At 50.2% G+C, this 26,183-nt stretch carries 30 protein-coding genes and 1 pseudogene; 16 read left to right on the forward strand and 15 right to left on the reverse strand.

The features are described 5' to 3' along the window. A partial coding sequence (locus C6Y40_RS10945) for an IS1595 family transposase (protein ID WP_146129497.1) occupies positions 1–306 on the forward strand: 306 nt, incomplete at its 5' end. Between the two features lie 43 nt (positions 307–349). Further along, positions 350–1,018 (forward strand): LysE family translocator, encoded by a 669-nt coding sequence (locus tag C6Y40_RS10950; RefSeq protein ID WP_240621920.1) that lies wholly within the window; start codon positions 350–352, stop codon positions 1,016–1,018. Between the two features lie 35 nt (positions 1,019–1,053). Here C6Y40_RS10950 and C6Y40_RS10955 read toward each other — a convergent pair whose 3' ends face one another. The 4 genes from C6Y40_RS10955 to C6Y40_RS10970 all read right to left on the reverse strand — a co-directional run bounded on the left by C6Y40_RS10955 (position 1,054) and on the right by C6Y40_RS10970 (position 3,674). Continuing rightward, positions 1,054–1,440 carry a VOC family protein gene (locus tag C6Y40_RS10955; protein WP_105934621.1) on the reverse strand — a complete coding sequence of 129 codons (387 nt, stop codon included), beginning with the start codon at positions 1,438–1,440 and terminating at the stop codon, positions 1,054–1,056. Positions 1,441–1,511: 71 nt separating this feature from the next. Next, complete coding sequence (locus tag C6Y40_RS10960) at positions 1,512–1,997, reverse strand: DUF3299 domain-containing protein (RefSeq protein ID WP_105934622.1); 486 nt, start codon at positions 1,995–1,997, stop codon at positions 1,512–1,514. A 58-nt stretch (positions 1,998–2,055) separates the two neighbouring features. After that, positions 2,056–2,589 carry an inorganic diphosphatase gene (gene ppa / locus C6Y40_RS10965; RefSeq protein ID WP_105934623.1) on the reverse strand — a complete coding sequence of 178 codons (534 nt, stop codon included), beginning with the start codon at positions 2,587–2,589 and terminating at the stop codon, positions 2,056–2,058. Between the two features lie 116 nt (positions 2,590–2,705). Then, positions 2,706–3,674, reverse strand: coding sequence for a class 1 fructose-bisphosphatase (locus C6Y40_RS10970; protein WP_105934624.1), 969 nt, complete (start codon positions 3,672–3,674; stop codon positions 2,706–2,708). Positions 3,675–3,891: 217 nt separating this feature from the next. Here C6Y40_RS10970 and mpl point away from each other — a divergent pair, with 217 nt between their 5' ends. The 3 genes from mpl to C6Y40_RS10985 are packed head-to-tail and all read left to right on the forward strand — an operon-like array spanning position 3,892 to position 6,696. Further along, positions 3,892–5,244, forward strand: a complete 1,353-nt coding sequence (mpl, locus tag C6Y40_RS10975) for a UDP-N-acetylmuramate:L-alanyl-gamma-D-glutamyl-meso-diaminopimelate ligase (protein WP_105934625.1) — start codon at positions 3,892–3,894, stop codon at positions 5,242–5,244. A gap of 8 nt (positions 5,245–5,252) precedes the next feature. Continuing rightward, complete coding sequence (locus C6Y40_RS10980; RefSeq protein ID WP_105934626.1) at positions 5,253–5,864, forward strand: flavin prenyltransferase UbiX; 612 nt, start codon at positions 5,253–5,255, stop codon at positions 5,862–5,864. 34 nt (positions 5,865–5,898) lie between these two features. Beyond that, positions 5,899–6,696: a S1/P1 nuclease gene (locus tag C6Y40_RS10985; RefSeq protein ID WP_105934627.1), complete on the forward strand. Its 798-nt coding sequence runs from the start codon at positions 5,899–5,901 to the stop codon at positions 6,694–6,696. Between the two features lie 50 nt (positions 6,697–6,746). On the opposite strand, the gene C6Y40_RS10990 is transcribed toward C6Y40_RS10985, so the two are convergent. The 8 genes from C6Y40_RS10990 to rraA all read right to left on the reverse strand — a co-directional run bounded on the left by C6Y40_RS10990 (position 6,747) and on the right by rraA (position 13,644). After that, the gene (locus C6Y40_RS10990) at positions 6,747–7,133 is read right to left on the reverse strand and encodes a hypothetical protein (protein ID WP_105934628.1); all 387 of its coding nucleotides are present in this window, start codon (positions 7,131–7,133) and stop codon (positions 6,747–6,749) included. Further along, positions 7,133–8,764, reverse strand: coding sequence for a S41 family peptidase (locus C6Y40_RS10995; protein WP_105934629.1), 1,632 nt, complete (start codon positions 8,762–8,764; stop codon positions 7,133–7,135). Before C6Y40_RS10995 ends, C6Y40_RS10990 begins: the two co-directional genes overlap by 1 nt. A 268-nt stretch (positions 8,765–9,032) precedes the next feature. Continuing rightward, positions 9,033–10,043, reverse strand: a complete 1,011-nt coding sequence (locus tag C6Y40_RS11000; protein WP_105934630.1) for a cytochrome d ubiquinol oxidase subunit II — start codon at positions 10,041–10,043, stop codon at positions 9,033–9,035. Between the two features lie 9 nt (positions 10,044–10,052). Beyond that, complete coding sequence (locus C6Y40_RS11005; protein ID WP_105934631.1) at positions 10,053–11,420, reverse strand: cytochrome ubiquinol oxidase subunit I; 1,368 nt, start codon at positions 11,418–11,420, stop codon at positions 10,053–10,055. Positions 11,421–11,433: 13 nt separating this feature from the next. Continuing rightward, the gene (locus C6Y40_RS11010; RefSeq protein ID WP_105934632.1) at positions 11,434–11,985 is read right to left on the reverse strand and encodes a GbsR/MarR family transcriptional regulator; all 552 of its coding nucleotides are present in this window, start codon (positions 11,983–11,985) and stop codon (positions 11,434–11,436) included. A 186-nt stretch (positions 11,986–12,171) separates the two neighbouring features. Further along, positions 12,172–12,327 carry a hypothetical protein gene (locus tag C6Y40_RS24740; protein ID WP_170308461.1) on the reverse strand — a complete coding sequence of 52 codons (156 nt, stop codon included), beginning with the start codon at positions 12,325–12,327 and terminating at the stop codon, positions 12,172–12,174. 218 nt (positions 12,328–12,545) lie between these two features. Beyond that, a complete protein-coding gene (locus C6Y40_RS11015) occupies positions 12,546–12,731 on the reverse strand; it encodes a hypothetical protein (RefSeq protein WP_105934633.1) in 186 nt (61 codons plus the stop codon). Between the two features lie 427 nt (positions 12,732–13,158). Then, complete coding sequence (gene rraA / locus C6Y40_RS11020) at positions 13,159–13,644, reverse strand: ribonuclease E activity regulator RraA (RefSeq protein WP_105934634.1); 486 nt, start codon at positions 13,642–13,644, stop codon at positions 13,159–13,161. Positions 13,645–13,862: 218 nt separating this feature from the next. On the opposite strand from rraA, the gene C6Y40_RS11025 reads away from it, so the two are divergent. The 9 genes from C6Y40_RS11025 to C6Y40_RS11060 all read left to right on the forward strand — a co-directional run bounded on the left by C6Y40_RS11025 (position 13,863) and on the right by C6Y40_RS11060 (position 21,022). Next, positions 13,863–14,381 (forward strand): phosphatase PAP2 family protein, encoded by a 519-nt coding sequence (locus C6Y40_RS11025; protein ID WP_105934635.1) that lies wholly within the window; start codon positions 13,863–13,865, stop codon positions 14,379–14,381. Between the two features lies 1 nt (position 14,382). Beyond that, positions 14,383–15,450 (forward strand): MJ1255/VC2487 family glycosyltransferase, encoded by a 1,068-nt coding sequence (locus C6Y40_RS11030; RefSeq protein ID WP_105934636.1) that lies wholly within the window; start codon positions 14,383–14,385, stop codon positions 15,448–15,450. A gap of 47 nt (positions 15,451–15,497) precedes the next feature. Beyond that, on the forward strand, positions 15,498–15,650 hold the full coding sequence (gene lptM, locus C6Y40_RS24605; protein WP_146129547.1) for an LPS translocon maturation chaperone LptM: 153 nt from the start codon (positions 15,498–15,500) through the stop codon (positions 15,648–15,650). Further along, positions 15,650–16,900, forward strand: coding sequence for a diaminopimelate decarboxylase (gene lysA, locus C6Y40_RS11035; RefSeq protein ID WP_105934637.1), 1,251 nt, complete (start codon positions 15,650–15,652; stop codon positions 16,898–16,900). Before lptM ends, lysA begins: the two co-directional genes overlap by 1 nt. 147 nt (positions 16,901–17,047) lie before the next feature. Continuing rightward, a complete protein-coding gene (dapF, locus tag C6Y40_RS11040; RefSeq protein WP_105934638.1) occupies positions 17,048–17,878 on the forward strand; it encodes a diaminopimelate epimerase in 831 nt (276 codons plus the stop codon). After that, a complete protein-coding gene (locus C6Y40_RS11045) occupies positions 17,875–18,573 on the forward strand; it encodes a DUF484 family protein (RefSeq protein WP_105934639.1) in 699 nt (232 codons plus the stop codon). Before dapF ends, C6Y40_RS11045 begins: the two co-directional genes overlap by 4 nt. Then, positions 18,573–19,499 carry a tyrosine recombinase XerC gene (gene xerC, locus C6Y40_RS11050; RefSeq protein ID WP_105934640.1) on the forward strand — a complete coding sequence of 309 codons (927 nt, stop codon included), beginning with the start codon at positions 18,573–18,575 and terminating at the stop codon, positions 19,497–19,499. The genes C6Y40_RS11045 and xerC overlap by 1 nt, the downstream gene beginning before the upstream one ends. Positions 19,500–19,520: 21 nt before the next feature. Beyond that, positions 19,521–20,240, forward strand: coding sequence for an HAD-IA family hydrolase (locus C6Y40_RS11055; protein WP_105934641.1), 720 nt, complete (start codon positions 19,521–19,523; stop codon positions 20,238–20,240). Between the two features lie 41 nt (positions 20,241–20,281). Next, the gene (locus C6Y40_RS11060; RefSeq protein WP_105934642.1) at positions 20,282–21,022 is read left to right on the forward strand and encodes a dienelactone hydrolase family protein; all 741 of its coding nucleotides are present in this window, start codon (positions 20,282–20,284) and stop codon (positions 21,020–21,022) included. A 325-nt stretch (positions 21,023–21,347) separates the two neighbouring features. Here C6Y40_RS11060 and C6Y40_RS11065 read toward each other — a convergent pair whose 3' ends face one another. After that, positions 21,348–21,719 carry a PH domain-containing protein gene (locus C6Y40_RS11065; RefSeq protein ID WP_105934643.1) on the reverse strand — a complete coding sequence of 124 codons (372 nt, stop codon included), beginning with the start codon at positions 21,717–21,719 and terminating at the stop codon, positions 21,348–21,350. 401 nt (positions 21,720–22,120) lie between these two features. Between C6Y40_RS11065 and C6Y40_RS11070 the strand changes: the two genes are divergently transcribed. Further along, positions 22,121–23,125 carry a serine/threonine dehydratase gene (locus tag C6Y40_RS11070; protein ID WP_240621921.1) on the forward strand — a complete coding sequence of 335 codons (1,005 nt, stop codon included), beginning with the start codon at positions 22,121–22,123 and terminating at the stop codon, positions 23,123–23,125. Between the two features lie 19 nt (positions 23,126–23,144). Continuing rightward, entirely contained in the window at positions 23,145–24,815 is a 1,671-nt protein-coding gene (locus C6Y40_RS11075; protein WP_105934645.1) for an amidohydrolase, read from the forward strand. Between the two features lie 281 nt (positions 24,816–25,096). Here the strand turns inward: C6Y40_RS11075 and C6Y40_RS11080 are convergent. Together C6Y40_RS11080 and C6Y40_RS11085 are read right to left on the reverse strand one after the other, a co-directional pair. Then, positions 25,097–25,210: pseudogene (locus tag C6Y40_RS11080) on the reverse strand (QacE family quaternary ammonium compound efflux SMR transporter); the annotation flags it as partial. A 349-nt stretch (positions 25,211–25,559) separates the two neighbouring features. After that, positions 25,560–26,183: IS91 family transposase (locus C6Y40_RS11085; RefSeq protein WP_170308460.1), on the reverse strand; the 624-nt coding region annotated here is incomplete at its 5' end.

Here is a 26,183-nt window from a genome sequence, read left to right on the forward strand (position 1 = left end):
AAATTAGAGAAAGACAGTGTGTTGTGTAGTGATGGCTATAAGCCCTACATAGCTCTTTCTGAGAAAAATGATTTAATACACAAGCGCTTAGATGTGGCAGGAGGAATTAAGGTGATAGATAAAGTCTTTCACATTCAAAATGTTAACGCCTATCACAGCCGTCTGAAAGCGTGGATAAAACGGTTTCACGGAGTAGCCACAAAATACTTGGAACACTACCTGGGTTGGTTCAGGTTTATGGATAATCCAGAAAACCTTAACGAAAACAGGCTCTTTTCGATTCAACAACAGTTAATCCGAACATAGCCTTATCAAATTATAATTGCCACAACAGAAAGGTTGCCAGCCAATGACTTTTCTGGCAATTTCCCGCCTCGAATTATTGAACCGGAAGTCTTCCATGAGCTGGGCATTGCTGTCTGTGTTTGTACCCACTTTTTTCTTTGTGTCTGTGACACCGGGAATGTGTATGACGCTGGCCATGACACTGGGCATGAGTATTGGCGTAAAACGGGCACTGTGGATGATGCTCGGCGAACTCTCCGGCGTTGGCCTGGTAGCTACTCTTTCTGCGGTGGGCGTAGCGGCGCTGCTGTTCAACTATCCTGACGTATTCACTCTGTTTAAATACGTTGGCGGACTCTACCTGCTCTATCTGGGTATTCAGATGTGGCTTTCCAAAGGCAGGATGGCCCTGAAGCACCAAGAGGATGGCCCGGGAGCCACTCGGGCTCAATTGATCGCACAGGGCTTCATTACCGCTATTGCCAACCCCAAAGGCTGGGCATTTTTTGTGGCCTTGCTGCCGCCTTTTTTAGATCCGGTCCAGCCGTTGGCCACACAGTTAGTCAGCCTGATTGCCATCATTCTTACCCTGGAATTTGGCTGTCTGCTGATTTATGCCTCTGGCGGCAGAACCTTGCGCACATTGCTGATGCACAGCGGCAACGTGCGCATCATGAACCGTATTGCGGGTACGTTAATGGCGGGCGTTGGACTGTGGCTGGCATTCGGCTGAAGTTAGCGCAACTACTCCCCCTAACCAAAAGCTGCTCAGCTTAATGAATGTAAGCCAAACATATTCCCTTCGGTGTCTTTTGCCAGTGTGATAAAGCCATAATCGCCAATCGAAAACTTAGGCCGCACTATGGTGCCACCAGCAGGCTCAATGCGCGACTCTTCCACTTCGCAGTCTTCACAGGAAAAGTAAACCAGTACGCTGTTCTGACCAGCCGGCATGCCATCAACGCAAACCAACGCTCCTGACGCACCATGGCTTTCCATATCAGATGGAAAGGCCTTCATTTGCAATGCGCTATCAGATGGATCCGTTGGATCCAGTAAATCGGTAAATTCGATGGCAAACACCGAGCTATAAAACGCTGAGGCCCGAAGCATGTCATCAACATAAACTTCGAACCAGGTAATGGGATTTTTCATAAGGTGCTTAATGCAAAGAGACAGACTTTCACATTAGCACGTTTTTTATACAAATCGAGCGCTTTTATCACCTAATACGGATGAACGGCTTCGCCCTGCATACTGTAGCCGGCCGCGGCCAAATCGCTGCTATATCGCGTGGTGGAGAAGATACCTTCTACCCACACCGCATCGTAGAGGTTCTCTACCGGCACCCCTTCATTCATTTTAACATGCACTATCTGATTGGAAGGTGGTGGCGGCACATGGATACAGGCACCAAAAAACGGCACCAGCAAAAATTCGGTAGTCAGTTCAGCCGTGCCTTCTAACGGCACAATAAATCCCGGAACTCTTACCCGTTCGCCGTTGTAAATATCCACTACCGGCGCATCGGGTTGTAACTGAGCCATCTTGTTGTTGTGATCGGTAGCCTGTTGCGGTGCCAGTTCATTGAAATCAGGCGGCACCAGGTCTTCCCAGTACACTTCTTTGACTTCACGGGCATTTACCATACCAGAAACGAGTATCAGGCAGCACAGCAGCGAAGCTGCACGTTGTAGTATCAATCGCAACATAGGTTCTCCAAATAAAAAAGGCCCGACGAATCGAGCCCTTCATCAATAAGCGTGGTGCTTACTTTTCAGCTTCGTAACGCTCAACGCTCGATACGATTTCAGCTTTAGCGGCAGCGGCATCGGCCCAACCGTCAATTTTCACCCACTTGCCCTCTTCCAGATCTTTGTAATGCTCGAAGAAGTGCTCAATTTGCTTAAGCAACAGAGGTTCTACGTCTGAGGTTTCAAACACTTTGCGATACAGGGTAGACAGCTTGTCGATTGGCACAGCCAGTACCTTTGCGTCTTTACCTGATTCGTCAGTCATGTTTAATACGCCGATAGGGCGACACTTAATCACAGAACCTGCCAGCAGAGGGAAAGGCGTGATAACCAGCACGTCAACCGGGTCACCGTCTTCAGACAGGGTGTTGTTTACATAACCGTAGTTAGTTGGGTAGTGCATGCAGGTGGCCATGAAGCGGTCTACGAAAATAGCACCAGTGTCTTTGTCTACTTCGTACTTTACCGGATCAGCGTGCGCTGGGATTTCGATAATTACGTTCACTTCGTCAGGCAGTTTCTTGCCTGCTGGTACGGCGTTTAAGCTCATACGGGATTGTCCTTTCGTTAATAGTAAAATTGCGTCAAGTATAAGGCTAACCGAAAAAAATAAAAACCTGTTGCCCGACGTATCGGGCATACTTAGGATTTATTTTGCCTAACCAATTAGTCGTAATAGCTCAGACAGGCCTCAACTTCGTCCTTAGAACCGATAATAACCGGTACGCGCTGATGAATTTCCTCCGGCATCACCTCCATGATACGCCCTTCACCGGTTGAGGCCAGACCGCCGGCCTGCTCCATCAGAAATGCCATGGGGTTGGCTTCGTACAACAGGCGCAGTTTACCTGGCTTGCCCGGGTCGCGCTTATCGTACGGATACATAAAAATACCACCACGACATAACAGGCGGTGAATATCGCCCACCATGGCGGCTACCCAGCGCATGTTGTAGTTTTTCTCACGCGGTCCTTCGGTACCAGCCAGCAAATCTGCCACGTAGTTTTGAATAGGCTGCTCCCAGTGGCGCTGGTTAGAAGCGTTAATAGAGAACTCGGCGGTTTGCTCCGGCACCTGAATATTCGGGTGAGTTAACAGAAAACCACCGTGGGTTTTATCGAGCGTGTAGATATGCGTGCCTTTACCGGTAGTCATTGCCAGCATGGTCGACGGACCATACAGTACATACCCGGCCGCCACCATTTGACTGCCAGGCTGCAGGAACGCAGCAGGATCATCCGGCTCCATCCATTGTGGCGCATGGGCAATGGAGAAGATGGTGCCGATCAGGCTGTTAATTTCGGTGTTTGAGGAGCCATCCAGCGGGTCGAAGCTTACCAGGTATTTACCATCCGGGTGACAGGGCACCACGTCATCTTCCTCTTCTGAGGAAATCGCTTTTACATAACCCGACTCCTTAAGAATATCCTTAAGAATTTGATTTGAAATCACATCCAGTTTTTTTTGCGTTTCGCCCTGAACGTTTTCACTCAGAGTGGAACCCAAAACGCCCGCCAAAGCGCCCTGACTCACCCGAAACGAAATCTCTTTACAGCCCGCCAACAGTGTACGGATCAGCAAAATGAGTTCAAGCGGAGCGCCATCTTGTTGCATTTGTGAATTAAGTCTTTTCATGGTTTATGTAAGCCTTTTTTTCTATGTAGGGTATTGTCGCACTATACGGGTCGATAATGCTGGTTCTCTCCGTTGCCGCGTGGCAGCAATTGAACCTTGAGCATGATGCTCTGGTTAGATTGTAAACTGACTCACCCCTGAAAGGAAATCAGATGTTTAGGCAACACCGTGCGCATCTGGTAAAGTGTTCGGATATGAAATTAGCGCAGGAAAGTTAATGCACGTACACATTTTGGGAATTTGTGGCAGTTTTATGGGCGGTATCGCTGCAATTGCCAAATCGCTGGGACACACTGTCACAGGCTCAGACCGCAATGTTTATCCGCCAATGAGCACCCAGCTTGAGGCGCTCGGGATTACCCTTACCGAAGGCTATGACCCGGCTCAGTTTGAACCGGTACCGGACATGGTGATCATCGGCAACGCCATGTCGCGTGGCAACCCGGCCGTAGAATACGTGCTTGACCGCAACCTGCCTTATACCAGTGGCCCGCAATGGCTGCTGGATAACCTTCTCACCGACCGTTGGGTAATCGGACTTTCCGGCACCCATGGTAAAACCACCACGTCTTCCATGGTGGCCTGGATACTCGAATACGCCGGGCTTGAACCGGGCTTTTTAATTGGGGGAATTCCGCAAAACTTCGGTATCTCCGCCCGGGTGGGCAAAAGCCCGTTCTTTGTGATTGAGGCAGATGAATACGACAGCGCATTCTTTGATAAGCGTTCGAAGTTTGTTCATTATCGCCCACGCACTCTGGTAATGAACAATCTTGAGTTCGATCATGCAGACATTTTCGCCGATTTAGCTGCTATTCAAACACAGTTTCACCATTTAGTACGCACTGTACCCGCCACCGGCCTGGTACTTTCGCCCGACAGTGATGACAACCTTGCCGCCGTACTCGACAAAGGCTGCTGGAGTGAACAGCAATATCTTGGTCGCCACTGGCATGCCGAGCTGATTAATGCAGACGGTTCAGCGTTTAATGTGTTTTATCAGGACGAGCAGGTTGGCACGGTTAACTGGTCGCTGCTGGGTCAGCACAACGTTGATAATGCCCTGATGGCCATAGCGGCGGCCCATCATGCCGGTGTAACACTGCCGGAAGCCATTGCCGCATTGAGCGAATTTGTGAATGTTAAGCGGCGCATGGAAGTGCGCGGCTGCGTGAAAGATATCACCGTTTACGACGACTTTGCCCATCATCCTACCGCCATTAAAACGACCCTGGATGGTCTGCGTAAGAAAGTCGGCGATGCCCGCATCATAGGGGTACTGGAACCCCGCTCCAACACAATGAAAATGGGTATTCATAAGGATGTGCTGGTCGATTCCTGGCAGGAAGCCGACGAGGTCTTACTGTTTGAACCGGATAACCTGGGCTGGTCTATGGCACAGCTGGCCAAGCACAGTCGCACGCCTACGCAGGTCTTTCGTAGCGTAGATGCTATCATTCATCAGTTAGCCACTATGCTCCAGCCCGGCGATCATGTATTAATCATGAGTAATGGCGGTTTTGGTGGGATCCATAACAAGCTATTGGATGTATTAGCGGGTAAAGCCTGAGAGTTACCATGAAAAAAACCATCACCCTGGCAATCACCGGCGCATCAGGTGCGCCCTATGCACTTCGCTTACTGGAGCAACTGGTTGTGGCTCAGTATGACGTTTTTGTACTGATATCTTCCGCTGCAAAAGTGGTGTTTGCCACCGAGGAAGACATGAAGATCCCGGCTCAACCCGAGGCAGCCAGCGCATTTTTTACAGAACGCTTTAACGCCAATCCCGGGCAGATCCGGGTATGCGGTAAAGAAGAGTGGTTTTCACCGGTTGCATCCGGCTCCGCGGCTCCAAAGCAAATGGTCGTTTGCCCCTGCTCTACCGGTACGTTGTCGTCCATCGTGGTAGGCGCTTGTGACAACCTGATTGAGCGTGCTGCGGATGTCGTACTAAAAGAGCGCGGGCAGCTAATTCTGGTAACCCGGGAAATGCCGCTATCGAGCATTCATCTGGAGAACATGCTCAAACTGTCACAAATGGGCGCTACTATCATGCCCGCCTCACCCGGCTTTTACCATCAGCCCCAACAAATCAGTGATTTAATTGATTTTGTCGTAGCACGTGTACTCGACCATATCGGCGTAGACCAGACATTGATGGAACGCTGGGGCTATCAAAATAAGTAACCCGACGGATTTATATTTGCAAAGGAAAATTAAAATGATAACACGCGCTAAAAACGCCCCTGTTGCACTGCTTCTCTTAGCTTCATCAGTTCTAAGCCTACCCGCTTTTGGCTGGGGCCAAACCGGCCACCGCGTAACCGGAGCCATTGCCGAGCGTCACCTTTCTGCAGAAGCCAAACAGCAAATAGAAGCGCTGCTGCCACTCGAATCGCTCGCGGAAGCCTCCACCTATCCTGATGATATGAAGTCGAACCCTTCGGAGTTCTGGCAGAAGACTGCCTCACCCTGGCATTACGTTACTGTTCCCGAAGACAAGCACTACCACGAAGTCGAAGCACCAGAAGAAGGCGATGCGGTCACCGCATTAAATCAATTCCGCGCCACGCTTGAAGATAGCAAGGCGTCTAAAACAGACAAACAGCTGGCACTGCGCTTTATTGTGCATATCATCGGCGACCTGCATCAGCCGCTTCATGCTGGCAACGGCACCAATCGTGGTGGTAACGACGTTAAAGTAAGGTTCTTCTGGCAGGATTCTAACCTGCATCGTGTATGGGATTCACAAATGATTGGTCAAAAAGAGCTGTCTTATACTGAGTGGACCGACTGGCTCGACAAAAAGATCACGGCGCAAGATATAGAAGCCTGGCACTCAACAGATCCAGAAGTGTGGATCACCGAGAGCACGAAAATCCGTGACACCATCTACCCTGAAGATGCCAACCGCATGGCTTATGATTATCTTTACGATCACATCCCCACTGCCAAACGTCGCCTGCAGCAGGCCGGCATCCGCATTGCACACTATCTGAACGAAGTGTTTGCCAAATAAAACCATAGACGCTCAGAACCCATATTAATGGTTTTCTGAGCGTCTTATGATTACTCAGCGGCCTCACACTCAAGATTATCAAGCGCAATCTTTTGACCCGTTCCATCATTACTCAGCAGGCACTGTGTCCCTTTTTTATATAAGGTGAACGAATAAGCCTGATTGTTATGACGACCTTCAACCAGTCTCCCCTGACTATCCACATGCCCCCGTCGCTCGATGGTTACTAACGAAGAGTTCGTAAACACATCGTCAGCCAGAGTAACTTTGGTTCCACCAAACCAATCACTGATAACCCTCTCTATCTGCACTTTCTGCTGATTAGTCAGGGCAACTACAGTGGCAGGATAAAGCTCGGTATCACTCGTTTGCGCGCAGCCACTGGCAACTACCAGTGACGCGCAGGCCCAAAGCCCGGTTAGCATTCGCTTTTGCATTACTCTTGCTCCGTCACAATGGGCTCATTGATTTTGTTTTGCAGAATGAGGCGTTCTTTGAGAGTGAGTGGATTTTCAATAGCCAGTGAAGACTCCGAACTCTGCGCGTTAACCGCATCAGGTGACACCGGTGCCGGATTGACGGGCTGAGGACAGGACCCGGTTTCAGCGTATGCCAGTGCCGTCGAGAGCATGCCTTCAGCAGGATCGCCCAGCGGATGGCTAAAGTCATCGTCTACTGCACAGCCAGGCACTTCATAGCCATAGTTAGGTGTCTCGGTAGGAATGAAGCCGTCGGCATAATCGCCAAATCCTTTATAATTTATGCCCTGAAACTGAATGGAGAAATAGGTAGTTCCGCAGTTATCCGTCGGATAATAGCCATAAGGCTTGCCGCAAGTGGTTGAACCTATCTGCACAACTTCTACGTCGATCCCACGCAGCGCATTGATAACTGACTCACTCGCCGAGCAAGACGAACCGGTGGTCAATACGAATACCCGGGTTAATGACAGGCTCGGTAGCACCGCACTGAGTAAACGGCCGGCGTTGTAGTCTATTTCATTGCTGTAAAAGGGTGTGGGCTGAATAACATTGCCGGTAACCGGATCCCTGTTTGGCGATTTATCATTGAATTGCAGGGTTTCAAAATAAGCATTGTTGGTCTGGGCAGGACCCGCCACCATGTAAGACAGCTGAGATGCCAGAGACAATAAGCCGCCGCCATTATAACGCAGGTCGATAACCAGTTCGGTGACGTTTTCATCGATGAATCCATCAAAAGCGTCAATCAGATCATACTGGGCGGTTCGGATAAAGGTATTGAACTGAAAATAGCCCGTTCTGCCAGCGGGCGTGTCTAATACCTGAACATGCTGCACCGGCGATACCTGAACGTCGGCTGAGGTCACATCCACCGCCAGTTCATCACCATTAACGAGTTCAAACACAAAACTGGTAGTAGTGCCATTATCGGCAGGGAACAGGGCATCATTCAGGGCATCGATATCGGTGCTGCTGTTGGTATTAACAAAATCGATGCCATTAACCCGCTTTACTGACGCGCCCCGCGGGATGCCAGCCAGATCAGCAGGCGAGCCGGGTTCGGCAAATCTGACTACTAACTCTCTTGGCGAGGTATTTCGCACAAACTCCCAGTCAAATCCATAACCTGATGAAACACCACTTTGCGTCAGTTCGTTGTACTCATCGGTAGGTTGATAAAAATGAAAATTGTCTTTTGGGGTACCGCTTGGCGTGGTCGCAGTCGTTTTTAACTGGTCAAAATATCCTAATACTGAATAATTGGCCGGATTGTTATCATCCACTTCGTCGTACCAAAGGTAGGTCTCATTGGTCCAGCTACGAAGCCACAGCTTTTCCTCCAGACTACTGCCCGCCTCATCCGGGTACTGCTGGCCGGTGAAAGGATCAATACCGGTTCGTGGCGATTCGCACTTCGCCTCCAGCGACGATGCTGAGGCAAATACGCCTGGTTGCCATGATGGCCCGGTTGGAGTAGGTGTTGGCGTGGGTGCAGGACCCGAAGAGTTGGAGCCGCCGCCGCATGCAGTTAACCCTGAAAAAGAAATGGTTGCGACGATGACTGCCGCGAGTTTAGATAAGTGCATAGTTGCCTCCCTGGCAATTATTATCTTCTGTCGTGTTGTTTTTTCTAACCAAATCAACATCTGAATCAGTTAAAAAAGGAATAGTCGGCAACTTTACCATTTAATTAAAATCAGAGGTATACGAATCATCTGAAAACGGTTAGTTACCAGAATAATCCGGTTTAGCGGTTATCACACCGGCCTTCTTCTCAAGTAACCCTTTCCCAGTAAAGCCATTCTTATTTGAGAAGAGAGCCGGCGGTAAATACCAGCCCGAATATAACAGCGCCTAATAATAAGACAGCTTTTCCGATTTGCCGGCAAAAATGCGATACACCAGCACCGTATAAGCTAAAATACAGGGCACTACCACAACCGCCCCCACCAGCAGAAAACGCAATGAGTTGCCATCGCTGAGCACATCCATAAACGCCAGCTTTCCTGGTACCACGTAAGGGTAATAACTAATACCAAACGCAGCGAAGCATAAGCCAAAAATCAGCAAGGCAATGGCAAAGGGTAACCATTCCCCTTTACCGCCGGCTTCGGGGAGTTTTTTCAGTACCACACTGCATAACAACAACAGCGCAAAGCAGGTTAGCGGGATCGTCATTAACACCCAACCCACCGGGCTTTCCAGCCACAGCACCCGCACTTCATCATGCAGGGTAAGGTTAAGCAGGCTCACGGCCAGGATGCCGCTGGCCAGCACCAACAGGCAGCGCTTAGCCCAGTAAAAGGCTTTGGCCTGTAAGTCTCCTTCGGATTTGAGGATCAACCAGCAGGCACCAATAAATGCATAGGCGGCGGTTACCCCAAAAGCGGCCAGTAACGCAAAGCCCTGGGCATAGATATCGGTGCGCAATCCGGTAACCCAGATACCCAGCATGTAGCCCTGGGATAATGTGGTAAGTATTGAGCCGTATTTAAAGCAGGTATCCCACTTGGGCTTTTTGTTATGGGGTACTTTAGCGCGAAAATCAAAAGAGACGCCACGCAGAATAAGCCCCAGCAACATAAAGGTGGCCGGCAAATACAGTGTTTGCAGAATCTGGCTGTGAGCCTCGGGAAAAGCAATCAGTAAAATGCCCACCGCCAGTACTAACCAGGTTTCATTGGCATCCCAGTACGGGCCGATGGAGGCTATCATATCGTCTTTAAACTGTTCGTTATGAGGCGGAAATAATACCCCTACGCCCAGGTCGTAGCCGTCGAGTATGGCGTATAACAATACCGCGAGCGCCAACAGTCCCAGGTAGATATTGCCCAGCGCGGTAACAGAGAGTGATTCAAATGGCATGTCTGGCTCCTATGCGTTACCGCTGGCAATATCGAGTTTATTGGTATGTCTTTCGTCAGCGTCTCCCTTGCTGATCTCTTCTATCCCCACAGACTTCCGGCACATCAAGGTCAACGTGCGGATATAAGCCACCATAAGCACAGCGTAGATCACCGCGTAAAGGGCAAATGACAAGCCGATATTCTGCGGTGGTAAACCGGTAACAGCATCAGCGGTACGCAAAACACCGCTTACCAGGTAGGGCTGACGGCCTACTTCGGTGACATACCAGCCAGCCAGGGTTGCAACCCAGCCACTAAAGCTCATAGCGATAAACAGCTTGCCTAACCAGTCGGGCAATTCACCCCGGCGGAACAAATAATAAGAACCCGCCCAGGCAGCAAACAGCATGAGTATGCCCATACCTACCATTACCCTGAAGGAGTAAAACACCGGCGCTACAGGCGGATGCTCACCGCGAAATTCATTTAAACCTTTAATTTCACCATCCAGTTCATGGGTAAGAATGAAACTGGCCAGATTTGGAATGGCAAGCTCGGCATGATTCGTTCGTTCCTGTTCGTCCGGAATAGCAAATAACAGCAACGGCGCACCTTGCTCGGTTTCCCAAACCCCTTCCATGGCTGCCACTTTTTGCGGCTGATGATCAAGGGTGTTCAAGCCGTGCATATCGCCAGCCAGAATTTGTAACGGAATTAGTACCGCCGCGGTATAGGTGGCCGTTTTAAGAGCCAGCTTCGGGGCAATTTTGTTATCGCCAATAAGCAGACGATAAGCTGATAATCCCGCAATTAAAAAGCTGGCAGTGAGCCCGGAAGCCAGCAACATATGGCTGAACCGATAAGGGAAAGAAGGATTAAAGATGATAGCCGACCAGTCTTTAGCGTAGATTACCCCGTCTATCACTTCGTGACCCTGAGGAGTATGCAACCAGCTGTTGAGTGACAGGATCCAGAACGCTGATAACGTGGTACCTGCGGCCACTACAAAGGTTGCCAGCGTGTGTAACCAGTTAGGCACCCGGCGCATACCAAACAGCATGATGCCCAGAAAGGTAGCTTCCAGGAAAAAGGCGGTAAGCACTTCATAGCCCAGCAGCGGGCCAGCAATATTACCGGCTTTTTCCATAAAACCAGGCCAGTTAGTGCCGAACTGAAAAGACATGGTAACGCCCGACACAACGCCTAATGCGAAGGTGAGGGCAAATACCCGTACCCAGAAACGGTAAATCCGCATCCATACCGGATGCCCACTCAGGTTTGAGCGAAGTTTAAAATAAAATAAGAACCATCCCAGCGCGATAGTGATGGTAGGGAAGAGAATATGAAAACTGATGTTCAGGGCAAACTGTAGCCTGGACAGTAACAATGCATCCACAATGGGCTCCTGGTTAGTTAGATTTGGCTGGCAGGAGCTTGTCTTTAAGCTCCAGAATGCGGCCAACCCCGGCGCCGAGTTTCATTAAGGTGTCGAGCTTTTCCGGGCCCAGGTTCTGTAACTCCTGAGACCAGGCTGTCACCGACTCGAGTAGATCGTGTATTTCATTTAAGCGGGCCTGAACGGCAATGTCTTTTTCACCGCTTGGTGTGTCCATCATCAAATCGCGCAGCAGCGACATGGTTGGGTCGATCTCCCGCTTACGGCGCTCCTCGAACACACGGTTAGCCAGCACCCAGATAGTGCCAGCCGGAACGAAAAACTCCTTCCGTTCACCTGGTACGTGATGTTGCTTAATAAGCTGCCATGATTGCAGCTCTTTAAGGCCCATACTGGTGTTCCCTCTTGAGATACTTAACGCGTCAGCAATTTCCTGCGCAGACAATGGCTCTTCATGTAATACGATGAGCGCGAGAATTTGACCAACTGTGCGGTTAAATCCCCAGCGATTGCCCATTTCCCCAAAATGCATAACAGCAGAAGTGACCAGCGGTGACATGTTCATTTTCATCTTCTAGAGTTTCAGTAATTTCTGAAAGTTTAGATCGAACTTTGATTAAGATCAATAATTACTGTCATTAATCAGTTGCACACAGCGAAGCGCTGGTAAAGAAATTTAAGGGTAAAACAGAGGAGTAGCCAGGCGAACCTGGCCATCAGATAAAAAGAAACGAGCGGCCGACTAATCGACCTAGCGGACTTTATTCCACAGGTTTTGATTTTTCTTAAACGAAAAATAATCTGCCGGTTCCCAGTAGGCGGGGATCAAATCGTCGACCGCCTCAGGGGTAAAGCTGCCCGATAACTGACCCATAATTTCTATCAGACGTTCGCGACCTATGCGCATTAGCTTTTTGCGATTAGCCGGGAAAAACAGATTGCTGGACTTTTGATCACCTCGTCGCTACCGGAGCTAATGTAAGAGAGGTTTCTGGTTACCGGACGCCCTACCGGTTCGGCAGGATGGGGCGGGGTCAAGCGCGTAACGATAGCGCATTCGTACTGTTCGCGGTCGATACCCTTTTCATTGCGCGGAATATAGGCCACGCCAAAACCAAGGGGGAACTACCCCACAATCTGCACAAATGCGTTAGCTAACTCAGCGTTAAGTGTGCCCTTCTTAGCCAGTTGCTCGGCTTTTGTCTGACCTTTTTTCTGCTGTTCTGCACAGGTGAGCTGTTTCTGTAACTCCGCAAGTTCGGACTGCTGCGCGCTGGCCTCTGCAATATATTGTCTCGCATCACTGTACACCGAATCCAGCCGTTCATCCTTTGGATAAACCTCTTCGATAAGCTGCTTAACTTGCAGAGTCTAGTTGTTGTCAGGGTGTTCAAACTTACTCACTGTAAACCTTGTTATTTTGTTTTTGTTTTCAACATGGTTTTGGTGGCGCGTTATAGCCACCGTTAGTCATTTACAGCTCCCTGTACAGTTCTGAGACATCGTCCGTGAACCGTATGTTATCGCAATACAAACGGAATTTAGGTATTTATATTTATATTGATACCCACAGTATACTAAAGGTGAAGATTTTTGCCCGAAACGGATGGCTGGGTGAGCGAGCTGAATTCACCCAGGATGTTGTCTTTTTCAGCTCTATAGAATGACGTTTTTCAAGCCGAACGTGGAGAGTACCTGTAAGGCAGTTCGGCAGATTGCGGTGGCAACGGCCACCGGCTTAATCAATATCGAGCGGCTCAGGTGAGAGTATAACGCCTGTGCTGTCGGCATACAGATGGTCTTCCGGCAGGAAGGTAACCCCACCAAAATTAACCGGCACATCAATATCCCCGGTGCCCTGGCTGTCGGCATTCACCGGAATAGAATTAACCGCCAAAATACCCAGGTCAAAGTCAGACAGGCTGTCGACTTCGCGTACACAGCCGTAGCACACTACGCCTTCCCAGTTATTTTCGACGGCCAGTTGCGCAGATTCAGCATCAAACAACGCGCGGCGCAGCGAACCACCACCGTCGATCAATAGCACCTTGCCATCGCCCGGTTCGGTGAGAACCCGGTCGATTAATTCCCTGTCTTCAAAACACTTCACGGTGGTAATTTCTCCACCAAAGGAATATCGACCGCCATAACTGGTGAAAATGGGATCGACCACATCCACGTTATCGGCGAATAAATCACATAACTCAGAAGTGTTATAGTCCATGTTTGTACCCTGTTGGTAAGCTAGGTTTTCGGATTTTAGCATAGCACTCTAACAGTGATAACGCCTAGCGCAGAAATTGATTTTACTCACAAAAAGTTTGATTTCGCTCTACCCTCCTGCCGTTGCCAGCCGCTGTCATAAACCTTTAGCAAAACTGTCACTTGTGTTTCACGAACACTTTTTAACCTGATAGCGTTGATGAAAAGGAGCCGCGTGGGATGGGCCTGAAAAATTTAACCAAATACGATACTGCAATCTTTCACTGGTTGTACGATCTGACCAAGCACCGCGACTGCCGGGCTATTGTCTGGTTGTCACGCACCGGTGATGGTTACCTGTATTTTGTTATTGGCATGCTGCTGATGTGGTTCGAGCCTGAGCACGGTGAGATTTTTCTCTACACCGCGCTAATGGCGTATGGCCTGGAACTACCAATATATGTGGTATTAAAAAAGGCCTTTAAACGCCCTCGTCCGTGCGACTTTCTGGCAAACCTGACCGCTCATGTAACGCCGTCTGATAAATTCAGCCTGCCATCCGGTCATACCGCTGCGGCCTGGTTAATGGCTACCATCATCGCGTTTTACTACCCTTCTTTCGCACTGCTTGCCTACACCTGGGCGAGCCTGATTGGCTTGTCGCGCATATTGCTGGGCGTGCACTACCCTACAGACGTAATTGCTGGTGCCTTACTGGGCCTCACCATTGCCCAACTGAGTCTGACTATTCTGGTTTAACATGAAAATACTCTACGGCGTACAAGGTACCGGCAACGGTCACATTGCCCGTGCCCGCATTATGGCCGCGGCCATGGCTGAACGTGATGACATTGAAGTGGATTTTGTTTTTTCTGGTCGCGCGGCGGATGACTATTTCGACATGGAATGCTTTGGTGAGTACCGCACGTTCAGCGGCCTGACTTTTGCCACCCGCAAGGGGCAGGTTAGTCAGTGGGAAACGCTGAAAAACGCCAAACCATTGCAACTATACCGGGATATCCGGCAACTTGATGTGAGCGGTTACGACCTGTTGCTGAACGACTTTGAACCCGTCACAGCCTGGGCCGCCCGGCGTCAGGGGTTAACTTCGATATCGGTGAGTCATCAGGCCGCTTTCAGTCACGATATTCCCCGCGCCAGCGAGCATTTTACTGATAAGCTTATTATGCGCAGTTTTGCCCCCACTGACATTCAGTTAGGCGTGCACTGGTTTCACTTTGAAAAACCCATAGTACCGCCATTTATTACAGATAAACCGGCGCCGCACCCGGCTAACAGCCACACGCTGGTATACCTGCCTTTTGAAGAGCTCGACGATATTCAGTTGCTGCTGGAGCCGCTCACCGAGCAACACTTTGTGTGCTTTCACCCCAAGGTGAAACAGCAACACACGCAAGGGCACATCGAATGGCACCCGCCTTCTAAGCCGGGCTTCCGCCATGCTCTGCAACATTGCTCCGGTGTGATCAGCAACGGCGGTTTTGAACTGGCCAGTGAATCACTGCAACTGAAAAAGAAACTGCTGGTAAAACCCCTGAACGGCCAGTTTGAACAACTCTCTAACCTCAAAACCCTGATGTCACTGGGCCTCTGTCAGCCCCTTTACCAACTCGATACGGATACCGTGGAAGAGTGGTTACTGGAGCCGGCCAGTGAAGGGTTGCAGTTCCCCGACGATCCAACCCCTATGCTCGACTGGATTGTGGCCGGCGACTGGCACAACACCAAACCGCTGTGCGAAGCACTGTGGAAACAGGTAAATTTTGGTCCAAAGACCCGTGAACGTTTGATGTCACTTGCATTTTAATCTCCCTCTGCGATGATATCGGCACTTTTTATTTGGGGAGTGAGTGCGTGGCAAAACGTGTTGCATTATTACTGGTGTTGTTACTGAGTATTTCGGCCTGTGGATACCGCGGCGCCTTATATTTACCGGAGCAACCGCCGGCCAGTGATAGTGAACCTGCTGACGACTCGACTCCTGATGCATCCGGAGATTCTCGCTAGTGGACTACTTCAGTTACAAAAACCAATCGCTGCACGCTGAAGACATTGACGTAAAGGTGCTGGCCGCCCAGTACGGCACCCCGTTATACGTGTATTCACGTGCCACCCTCGAGCGTCACTGGCACGCCTTTAACGATGCGCTGGGCGATCACCCCCACCTGATTTGCTACGCGGTAAAAGCCAACTCCAATATTGGTGTGCTAAGCGTACTGGCTAAACTGGGTTCTGGCTTCGATATCGTCTCAGGCGGCGAACTGGCCCGGGTCATTGAAGCCGGTGGCGACATGAGTAAAGTGGTGTTCTCTGGCGTGGGTAAAACCCCTGAAGAGATTGAATTTGCGCTGCAACAGGGTATTCACTGTTTTAACGTAGAGTCTGAACCGGAACTGCACCGTATTAACGACGTTGCAAGCAAACTTGGCAAAAAAGCGCCGATATCGCTGCGGATTAACCCGGATGTGGATGCTAAAACTCACCCGTACATTTCTACCGGTTTAAAGGCCAATAAATTTGGCATTGCCCGTGAGCGTGCCGTAGAGGTTTATAGCCTGGCTGCCAGCCTGGAACACCTCAACGTGGTAGGTATGGACTGCCATATTGGTTCACAGCTTACCGAAACAGGCCCTTTTGTGGATGCACTGGACCGCTTACTGGAACTTGTGGATGAACTGTCGGCCAAGGGTATTGAAATCAGCCACCTCGACGTTGGTGGTGGTCTGGGTGTTACCTATAAAGATGAAACACCGCCGCACCCGAAAGAGTACGCTAAAGCTATTGCGGCAAAAATGGTCGGTCGCGAGCACTTAACGTTGATCATGGAGCCGGGGCGAGCTATTGCCGCTAACGCCGGGATCATGCTCACCAAGGTAGAGTTTGTAAAAGAAGGCGAGGAAAAGAGTTTCGCCATTGTGGATGCGGCCATGAATGACCTCATTCGCCCGTCACTCTACTCGGCCTGGATGTCGATTATTCCGGTAGATGAAAACCCGGCTCACAAACCCCATGTGTATGATGTGGTTGGCCCGATTTGCGAAACCGGTGATTTTATTGGTAAAGACCGCGAACTGGCGATTGCCCCGGGCGACCTGCTGGCGGTACGTAGCGCCGGAGCTTACGGGTTTGTAATGGCTTCTAACTACAATACGCGCTGCCGCCCGGCAGAGTTGCTGGTAGATAAAAGCGATGTTCACGTGGTCAGAGAAAGAGAAAATCTAAAAGATCTCTGGAAAGGTGAGCATAAAGTTACGTAAACTAGAGCTATTCTTATAAGTCCTGTTGCGCTAAAACCCGTTGTTGTTAGTTGGGTTACTGTGATGAACACTGCATCACCTTCTCTGCCATAACAACACCGGGCACCTAAAAAAATAGTCAGCAACACTTAAATAAACAGGCCCAGGATGCTGGTGAACTTTTCTAAAATGCACGGTCTCGGCAATGACTTCATGGTTATTGATAATGTGACCCAAAATGTTTTTTTCTCTCCGGAAAAAATCCAGCAGCTTGCCGACCGCAATTTTGGTATTGGTTTCGATCAGCTCCTGATGGTTGAGCCGCCATACGATCCGGACCAGGATTTTCATTACCGTATTTTTAATGCCGACGGCTCAGAAGTGTCGCAGTGCGGTAATGGCGCACGTTGCTTTGCCCGCTTTGTAAAGCTCAAAGGTTTAATCAACCGCAATAAGATTCTGGTGAGCACCAAAGCCGGCAAGATGATCCTGTATCTAGAAAAGGATGGTCAGGTAACGGTAAACATGGGGGTACCAAACTTTACCCCGGCAGAGATTCCGTTAAAGGCCAACAAAGAAGAAAAAACCTATATTATTCGTGCCGACGATAACACCCATTTTTGTGGTGCGGTCTCCATGGGTAATCCTCATTGCGTGCTGGAAGTAGACAACACCGAAAGTGCCGATGTGGAAACAATCGGTCCGCAACTTGAGCGCCACGAACGCTTCCCTGAAGGGGTTAACGTGGGCTTTATGCAGGTATTGTCGGCCGAACATATTCGCCTCAGAGTGTTTGAACGTGGTGCCGGAGAAACCCTGGCATGTGGCAGCGGTGCATGCGCAGCAGTTGCAATAGGACAAATACAAGGTAAATTAGGGAAAGACGTTCGGGTGGATTTACCTGGCGGGCGCTTACGCATCCGCTGGCAAGGGCCAGGAAGCCCATTAAAAATGACCGGACCGGCTGAGCATGTATACGACGGAACAATAAATATATGAATGAACTATCAGGTCAGGCCAATACAACACTGCAGTTTGATACCGACTTTCCTGAGGTAGGCGAGTTGACTGCCGAACAAGTGAGCCAGTACCTGGTCGAGAACCCTGATTTTTTTATTCAGCATCCGAGTATTTTAGAAGCGCTGCAAATCCCCCACCTGCAAAAAGGCAGCGTGTCACTGGTAGAATTGCAAAGTGAGCAGCTGCGCAAAAAAGTGCGCCTGCTCAACTATAAACTCAGTCAGTTGATTAGCATTGCCAAGCAAAACGAAAAAATTTACCGCGCCTACGCCGATTTAAATCTGCGTCTGTTAACCTGCAAGGATGTAGGCGAAATGCTCCTTAAACTGCAGGAAACCCTGCAGGACGAACTGGGATTGGCAAGTGTGGAGCTCAAGCTGTTTAAAGGCGCCAATGCACTGCCGGAATTACAGCAACGGCTGTTCATGGAAAAACGCTTTAAGCAGGGGCCGTACTTCTTTGGCCGCCTCAGCCAGCACGAAAAACAGCTGATGTTTGGCAACGAAGTAGCTGAATCCGTCGCTTTGATCCTGCTTGGAGAGAACCGCAATTTAGGCGTGCTGGCTGTTGGCAGTCGCAGTGCCGACCACTTTACCCCTGATATGGACACCCTGCTGCTTAACCAGCTACGCGAAGTCCTTAATGTTGTTCTGCCCGAGAAACTGCGTTACTGATGAGTGCATCGGCAGCCGACACTCCTGCATCGCTGGCGCCGGACTGCGAACACTGGCTGAACAAGTTTATTGATTACCTGCGATACGAACGCGGCCTGTCTGATCACACCATTAAAAATTACGCCCGACAGCTTGAACAAATTGCGCTGAGTCTTGAGCTGACGAGCTGGCAGCAACTGGACCAGGCAGCGGTAAAAAAAGCCGTCGCCATTGCCCGCAAACAAAACCTCGGCGCTCGCAGCACTGCACTACGCTTATCTGCACTGCGCACGTTTTGTAAATACCTGTTGCGCCACCAGATTATCGACATCGACCCGGTAGAAGGCATTTCCGCCCCCAAGGCAGAGAAACCCCTGCCCAAACAGATGTCGGTGGACGATATGTCTGCCTTGCTGAATGAGTCGGATGATGAAGAGATCGTTATCCGCGACCAAGCCATGTTTGAACTCATGTACGGATGTGGTTTACGCCTCAGCGAGCTTACTTCACTGGAGCTTAAGCACATTACCAGCGACCGTCAGTTACGCGTAACAGGTAAAGGCAACAAGCAACGCCTGCTGCCCATTGGCCGTAAAGCCTGGAAGGCTCTGCAGCGCTGGCTGGCCATTCGCAGTCATTGGGGCGCGGGTCTCGATGATGCAGTGTTTATCAGCCGTCAGAAGCGACGGATATCCAATCGTCAGGTAGGCAACCGCCTCACGGAAATGGCGCGGCGGCAAACCCTTAACCAACGCATTAACCCGCACAAATTGCGCCACTCTTTTGCTACCCATGTGTTGGAGTCGAGCAGTGATTTACGCGCAGTTCAGGAGTTATTAGGCCACGCTAATCTGTCGACTACTCAGGTGTACACGCATCTGGATTTCCAACATTTAGCCAAAGTGTATGATACAGCCCACCCTCGCGCCCGTAAGAAGAAAGATTAAACAGCCAGTCAGGAATTTTTGATGCAATGTTACCGCCCGGTTTCGCCGGTTAAGGCCATGACCTTTGATTTAGACGACACCTTGTACGATAACGAACCTATTATTGCAGGCGCTACTCAGGCCCTTAATGATCGGATTGCCGAGCTTTATCCGGCCGCCGCCGCACTACCCGCCGCACAATGGGCTGCTATTAAGCGGGACCTGATTAAAGGCAACCAGGGATTAGCGTCGGACATGGGCCGATTACGCTACGAAACCCTGTATCACGGACTGGCTGCAGAGAAGTTAGACGATGACCAGCGACACCAGGCGGCACAATCGTTATTTGACTATTTTTATCATGCCCGCAGCGACTTTGCTGTGACTGATGAAGTCAGGCAGGTACTGGCCGCACTGGCCGCAAAAGTCCCGTTAATCGCCATTACCAATGGCAATGTGGACACGGTACAAATAGGTATTAATGAGTTTTTCACTGCTACCTATCACGCCAGTCTGGGCAGACCCAGCAAACCCCACCGCCATATGTTTGATGAAGCCGCACAAACCTTAGATCTTGCGCCGCAGGACATTCTCCATGTGGGCGACAACCTCGAAAAAGACGTGCTCGGCGCACACCGGGCGGGCTTACAAACCGCCTGGATTGCGGTAAACCGGCCCATGGACTTACGTCATGAAGACGTAAGTGTGCTGCCCAGTGTTCATCTGCACAGCCTGGCTGAATTATTGTGGTTTGTTGACTGACAACCTTTACAACACCTAATCAGACATAATCGGAAAATACCATGCAAATTATTCAGCACAGCGAAGACCTGGCCACAGCCACCGGCACCATGCGCAACTATATTTATCGCCCGGCCAGTGAACAACGCTATCCGGCTATCGTTTTTTACTCTGAAATATTTCAGCACACCGCGCCCATCGCTCGCTCTGCGGCGATAATGGCAAGCCACGGGTTTGTGGTTATTGTGCCGGAAGTCTTCCACGAGCTGAATCCCATTGGTACGGTACTTGGCTATGATGATGAGGGCAAAGACAAAGGTAATAACGACAAATGGCAAAAGCCGTTAACCAGTTACGACTCAGACCTCGACGCTATTATTGAGCTCTGTAAAGCCGCGCCCTACTGCACCGGCGCCGTTGGAGCCATGGGCGTTTGCCTTGGTGGCCACCTGGCGTACCGGGCAGCAATTAATCCGGCTGTGGCCAGCGCGTATTGCCTGTATGCCACAGACATCCACAGCGACACCCTGCCAGCCAGCGACGCAGACCAAAGCTTCAACCGCATGGCCGACATTCAGGGCGAAGTGTATTTTGTGTGGGGTAAACAAGATCCCCACGTGCCGGCCGAAGGGCGTTTGAAAATTTATCAGCAATGCGTAGCCAGCGGCCTTAATTACCAGTGGCAGGAAGTGAACGCCGTACACGCCTTTATGCGCGATGAAGGAGAGCGTTATGATGGCGCACTGGCGTTACAGATGTACCAGCAAGCTGTGCAGTTTTTTCAGCGCACGTTGCTTAGCTGAAGTACTAATTTAAACAACTTGGTAGCAGCGATCCCGAAAGGTTAATCAGACCTGGACTGAAAGGTTATATCTAAAACGCCAACCTGTTGAGGGGCTCCCGGACAACGCGAAGCGTTTCCGGGACTGCCAAAAAGCATAAGCTTTTTGCAGAATTCCGGGGTTCTAAAACGCTGACAGGTAATTTAAACGACTTGGTAAGGGCGATCCCGGATGGCGCTGTGCGCCTCCGGGATTTAAAACGCTGTCAGGGAATTTTTAAACTAAATGGTAGGGGCGACCCCGGATATTGCGATGCAATTCCGGGGTTCTAAAACGCTTTAGCGTTTTAGAACATTGCGTTAGCGAGGGATTTTTGCACGCCCTGGGCGGTCTCAGATTTCAGTTCAAATTCAAGCGGTGTGGATTGCCCTGACACAAAGATTTTAAGTTCAGCGTCGAGGTCGAAATGACCAGCAGTTTCTACCTTAAACTGAGTGATCGCTTTATAGGGAATGGAGTGGTAATCCACTTTACGACCGGTCATGCCCTGCTTGTCGATAAACATAAACCGGTTACTGGTAAAGACTATTAAATCCCTCACCAGTTTGTAAGCACTTACCACCCTTTCACTGTCGCCCAATATAGGTGCCAGCTCTTCCTGAACCTCAGCTACATCTACTTCACTGGCATTGCCCATGAGTGCGTCAAGTAAGCCCATAAATCCTCCGATAATGTTTAATTACAAGCTAAACTATCGCTAACTTGATGTCAGAATACAAGTTTTACAAAGTCCCTTAGCCGGCAAACTTGTAACAGGGTATAAATTGTTTGCTGTGCGCATATCACGCTACCTTTGCTGTGAAAGTGAGACTCACTTCGCATCTGTTGTTATACATCGCCTCAAATCAGCGGTTTAATCTGCGATTCATCCCAAATACAGGCAGGCTGGACTATCCATTTGACATTACAGTTACCTCCCGGATAGTTTAAGCTACTATAGCCTCACAGGCTTCCTTGCAAACTGAAGCCTTTAAATATTAAGGCTAATATAAGAACCGCGAGCGACTAGTATACAGCCGCCGGTAACAGCGCAGGATGCGTTGATAAAAGGAAACGATTTTGACAGATACTAACAATACGGTGACCTTTGACGATATCCACCAGGCCTCTCTGCGCCTGATTGGCAAAGTCAGTCGCACACCGTTACTGGAGTCTACCCGCCTGAATCAATGGCTGGGACAGCGCATTTTATTTAAAACCGAATGCCTGCAAACTACCGGTGCATTCAAGCTGCGCGGCGCCACTAACTTTATCGCCAGTTTGCAGGAGCAGGGCAATATTCCCCGCCATATCGTAGCCAATAGCTCCGGCAACCATGCACAGGCTGTGGCCTATGCCGCCTCGCAAGCGGGTATACCGGTAACAATTTTTTCTACGAAAAACATCTCTGAGGTAAAAGCGGCGGCGACCGAGGATTATGGCGCAGAGCTGCGCCTGTACGCCACTCGCCCGGAAGCCGATGAAGCTGTAAAACAGGCTGCCAAACAAGAAGGTGTAGTGTGGATCCCGCCATTTAATCATCCGTTAATTGTGGCCGGTCAGGGCACCGCTACTCTGGAAGCTATCCAGGATGCCGATCACGTAGACGCCGTATTCGCCCCCTGTGGCGGTGGCGGCCTGCTAAGCGGCAGTTTGTTGGCTACCCGCCATCTGGCTCCCCACGCCAAAGTGATTGGTGCCGAGCCGCTATTGGTTAACGATGCAGCACGTTCGTTACAGTCTGGCGTAATTGAATCCCTTAGCGGGCCGGTTTCAACCTTAGCAGATGGCGCTGCCACGCCCTCGGTAGGTGATGTGACCTTCCCGATATTGCAACAACTCGACGACTTTTACGAAGTCAACGAGCAGCAAATAGCCTACTGGACTCAGTGGTTGCAGCATCTGCTAAAATTACACGTAGAGCCCACCAGCGCCATGAGTATGGCGGCCGTTGCAGCGTGGGCAGTGAATTCGCCCAAAGGGCAAACCGCTGTGGTTATCCTTTCTGGTGGCAATATCAGTAAAGCCACCATGACAAAGGTCTGGGATACCGACTATTTATTACAGCCCCCTATCATTGAATAACAGCAAACTGAAAAACACTATGTATAAAAAATCATTGCTCACCCTCTCTGCTACCTTGCTCCTTTCTGTCGGCATCAGCCTGTCGCTGAGTGCCGCTACCCTGGTCACTAATGTGAAAGGTTACACCCTTAACGAACAAGGCAAACTTATCCAGTTTAAGCGCCTACTGGTTGATGATAACGGTAAGGTAGTCAGCCTGGATCCTAACAAAGTGCCGGCAGGCACAACTAAGCTGGACGGCCACGACAAAGTCCTATTGCCGGGCCTGATTGATGCTCACGGACACTTACTGGGCCTGGGCGGTAACCTGCTGGAAGTCGACCTGCGCGAAAGTGGCACTATGCAGGAAGCGGCGCAGTGGGTAGCGCAATATGCCATGGGCCATGCAGACCAGGAATGGATTAAAGGCCGGGGCTGGAATCAGGAACTCTGGAGCGACCGCTCTTTTCCCAATGCAGAAGTACTTGATGATGTTATCAGCAATAAGCCGGTCTGGTTAACCCGGGTAGATGGCCATGCTGCCTGGGTAAACACTAAAGCACTGGAACTGGCAGGCATCACCAACGATACACCCGATCCCACCGGCGGCCAGATTATTCGTGACGAAAACGGCCAGGCCACCGGCGTACTGATTGATAACGCCATGGACCTGGTTGCTGAGGTTATGCCAAAGCAAAGCAGCAAGTTATACCAGGCTCAGCTCAATGCAGCAGGTGAGCACTTACTATCTGTGGGTATTACCGCCATGCATGACGCCGGTATTGGCCACCACGTATATGATTTTTACCTGGCACGGGCAGCCGAGCAAAACCTGCCGGTGCGCATTTACGCTATGTTAAGCGCAACCGATCCTACCCTGCCTGATATGCTGGATACCGGCATTATTCGCAGTAACGACGACTTCCTGTTTATCCGCAGTGTTAAAGCATACGGTGACGGCGCGCTGGGCAGCCGTGGCGCAGCACTGATTAAACCGTACAGCGACGCGCCCCACCAGCACGGCTTACTGCTCACCCAACCGGAAGACTTTCCTAAGATCTTTCAACAAGTGTTGGGCGCAGGCTTTCAGCTGAACTTTCACGCCATTGGCGACCGCGCTAATCAAATGGTATTGGATGAATTTGAGCGTACCTTCAGCTCAACAGGAGGCCAGGAACTGCGAAACCGCGTAGAGCACGCTCAGGTCATTGCAGTAGAAGATTTATCGCGTTTTGCCGAGTTAAAGGTATTACCTTCCATGCAGCCTACTCACGCCACCAGTGATAAAAACATGGCCGAAGACCGCTTAGGCAAAGAGCGTATGGAAGGCGCTTACGCCTGGAAAACGTTAATCGACAGCGGCATTCCATTACCTCTGGGCTCAGACTTTCCGGTAGAACTGGCCAATCCGTTTTATGGCCTGCATGCAGCGGTTACCCGTCAGGACAGGAACAATCAACCTGTGGCAGGCTGGTACCCGGAACAGGCGTTAACCATAGAACAAGCGTTTAAGGGCTTCACGCTGGACGCAGCCTACGCCGCCCACATGGAAGACGCCCTGGGTACCTTAACACCAGGCAAATGGGCCGATTTCATTCTGGTCGATCAGGATATTTTTGAAGTACCGGCCCAGGACATTTGGAAAACCAAGGTTATTCAAACCTGGGTGGCCGGTGAGAAAGTGTTCGACGCGAATACCTCTGTCGAATAACCTTTAAATACCTGCGGCTTCAGGCCGCAGGCTCTCACTTCGAAGCTCCATGCTTCATGCTTCATGCAATTTTTAAATTCCCCTTATTACAAAGTCCTTTGTTGGTCAAAAGCGGACGCTTCGGCAAAACCCACCAAGCTCACCGCAGAGCTAGTAATTTATCTAAAGCTGACATCAACACCCCAAGAAGGGGCAATTACACGCAGGCTATAACACGGAACGAAGTGATGGGAGCCTGCGTGTAATTTCCCGCTTGCTTGGCATGTTAGATGCGCTGCAAATTAATGCACGCTGGCTTTTGAAAGCAAGTTGAGCACAACAACCCCAGTTACAATTAACCCCATTCCAACAGCACCCCAAAGATCAAGTTTTTGCCCATGCATGAACCAAGCAACTAAAGTGCATACACTGTTTAGATTATCAGTTATCTGCCCTCCATTCAGATCCACCTTGATGTCCTACTCTCGGGCAGATATCAGATAATCTTCGTTGGACGAAACCGCGGGATGTTACCCCTGTGGTTTGGCTATGGGGATTTCGATGGTGAATGTGAGTCTGCTGTAGAGGATGATCGCCAAGATCACGTGTTTCCAGTGGTGCTTTGTTTCTATTGGCATCTGATTTTCACGTTTTTATTCAGCTCGGTTGTCTCGTTCTATTCATTGTCATGGGGTTTATAGCGTTTCAGGTAAAGCATCATCCTCACCAGTAAAGGCGCTTTTTTTATCTCTTTAAGCACCCCGCCTATTTAGGGGGCGCTCTTGGTAAGTATGCAGGTAGCCTGAGCCCCGACACCTTCATCGGTGATTGACATTGCCTGCACACGAAGGGGGCTGAGTCTGCCTTCGATTCATTGGCAGGATTTTTGATTTCTGGTGGCGGTGCTACGTGCAAGGCTTGTCTGGCCATATTGAGTTTGGCTTTACTGGCCAGTAACCCATAATGCCGGATACGATGAAACCCGGTTGGCAAGACATGCAATAAAAATCGACGCATGAACTCGTCACACGTCAGTTGCATCGTCCGGTGCATGTTGTTTCCTTTGCGCCGGTAATCCTTATAGGTGAACGAGACATGTGTTTCATCAATGGATTGGAGTCGGCGATTCGCAATCGCTACACGATGCGTATAACGCGACAGGTACTTCAGCACCGCTTGTGGTCCTGCAAACGGCGGTTTGGCATACACCACCCATTCCATGGATTGTTGCTGTTTGCACCATGCCATAAAGTGCCCGGCGTGTTCAAAGCCACTGGTCTGCGTCAACTCCCCGAAGCACAGTAACTGCGTCGATTCGTATAACTCACGTACGCCTTGCATATACAAACGGCGGAACAAGCGTGATAACACTCTGACCGGCAAGAAGAA

This window comes from Marisediminitalea alba (assembly GCF_002993365.1).
Taxonomy (GTDB): domain Bacteria; phylum Pseudomonadota; class Gammaproteobacteria; order Enterobacterales; family Alteromonadaceae; genus Alteromonas; species Alteromonas alba.

Excerpts from the sequence above, each read along its gene's own strand:
- C6Y40_RS10950 (WP_240621920.1), top strand. The coding sequence starts at position 350 with ATGACTTTTCTGGCAATTTCCCGCCTCGAATTATTGAACCGGAAGTCT.
- C6Y40_RS10955 (WP_105934621.1), bottom strand. The coding sequence starts at position 1,440 with ATGAAAAATCCCATTACCTGGTTCGAAGTTTATGTTGATGACATGCTT.
- C6Y40_RS10960 (WP_105934622.1), bottom strand. The coding sequence starts at position 1,997 with ATGTTGCGATTGATACTACAACGTGCAGCTTCGCTGCTGTGCTGCCTG.
- ppa (WP_105934623.1), bottom strand. The coding sequence starts at position 2,589 with ATGAGCTTAAACGCCGTACCAGCAGGCAAGAAACTGCCTGACGAAGTG.
- C6Y40_RS10970 (WP_105934624.1), bottom strand. The coding sequence starts at position 3,674 with ATGAAAAGACTTAATTCACAAATGCAACAAGATGGCGCTCCGCTTGAA.
- mpl (WP_105934625.1), top strand. The coding sequence starts at position 3,892 with ATGCACGTACACATTTTGGGAATTTGTGGCAGTTTTATGGGCGGTATC.
- C6Y40_RS10980 (WP_105934626.1), top strand. The coding sequence starts at position 5,253 with ATGAAAAAAACCATCACCCTGGCAATCACCGGCGCATCAGGTGCGCCC.
- C6Y40_RS10985 (WP_105934627.1), top strand. The coding sequence starts at position 5,899 with ATGATAACACGCGCTAAAAACGCCCCTGTTGCACTGCTTCTCTTAGCT.
- C6Y40_RS10990 (WP_105934628.1), bottom strand. The coding sequence starts at position 7,133 with ATGCAAAAGCGAATGCTAACCGGGCTTTGGGCCTGCGCGTCACTGGTA.
- C6Y40_RS10995 (WP_105934629.1), bottom strand. The coding sequence starts at position 8,764 with ATGCACTTATCTAAACTCGCGGCAGTCATCGTCGCAACCATTTCTTTT.
- C6Y40_RS11000 (WP_105934630.1), bottom strand. The coding sequence starts at position 10,043 with ATGCCATTTGAATCACTCTCTGTTACCGCGCTGGGCAATATCTACCTG.
- C6Y40_RS11010 (WP_105934632.1), bottom strand. The coding sequence starts at position 11,985 with ATGAACATGTCACCGCTGGTCACTTCTGCTGTTATGCATTTTGGGGAA.
- C6Y40_RS24740 (WP_170308461.1), bottom strand. The coding sequence starts at position 12,327 with ATGCGCATAGGTCGCGAACGTCTGATAGAAATTATGGGTCAGTTATCG.
- rraA (WP_105934634.1), bottom strand. The coding sequence starts at position 13,644 with ATGGACTATAACACTTCTGAGTTATGTGATTTATTCGCCGATAACGTG.
- C6Y40_RS11025 (WP_105934635.1), top strand. The coding sequence starts at position 13,863 with ATGGGCCTGAAAAATTTAACCAAATACGATACTGCAATCTTTCACTGG.
- C6Y40_RS11030 (WP_105934636.1), top strand. The coding sequence starts at position 14,383 with ATGAAAATACTCTACGGCGTACAAGGTACCGGCAACGGTCACATTGCC.
- dapF (WP_105934638.1), top strand. The coding sequence starts at position 17,048 with ATGCTGGTGAACTTTTCTAAAATGCACGGTCTCGGCAATGACTTCATG.
- C6Y40_RS11045 (WP_105934639.1), top strand. The coding sequence starts at position 17,875 with ATGAATGAACTATCAGGTCAGGCCAATACAACACTGCAGTTTGATACC.
- xerC (WP_105934640.1), top strand. The coding sequence starts at position 18,573 with ATGAGTGCATCGGCAGCCGACACTCCTGCATCGCTGGCGCCGGACTGC.
- C6Y40_RS11055 (WP_105934641.1), top strand. The coding sequence starts at position 19,521 with ATGCAATGTTACCGCCCGGTTTCGCCGGTTAAGGCCATGACCTTTGAT.
- C6Y40_RS11060 (WP_105934642.1), top strand. The coding sequence starts at position 20,282 with ATGCAAATTATTCAGCACAGCGAAGACCTGGCCACAGCCACCGGCACC.
- C6Y40_RS11065 (WP_105934643.1), bottom strand. The coding sequence starts at position 21,719 with ATGGGCTTACTTGACGCACTCATGGGCAATGCCAGTGAAGTAGATGTA.
- C6Y40_RS11075 (WP_105934645.1), top strand. The coding sequence starts at position 23,145 with ATGTATAAAAAATCATTGCTCACCCTCTCTGCTACCTTGCTCCTTTCT.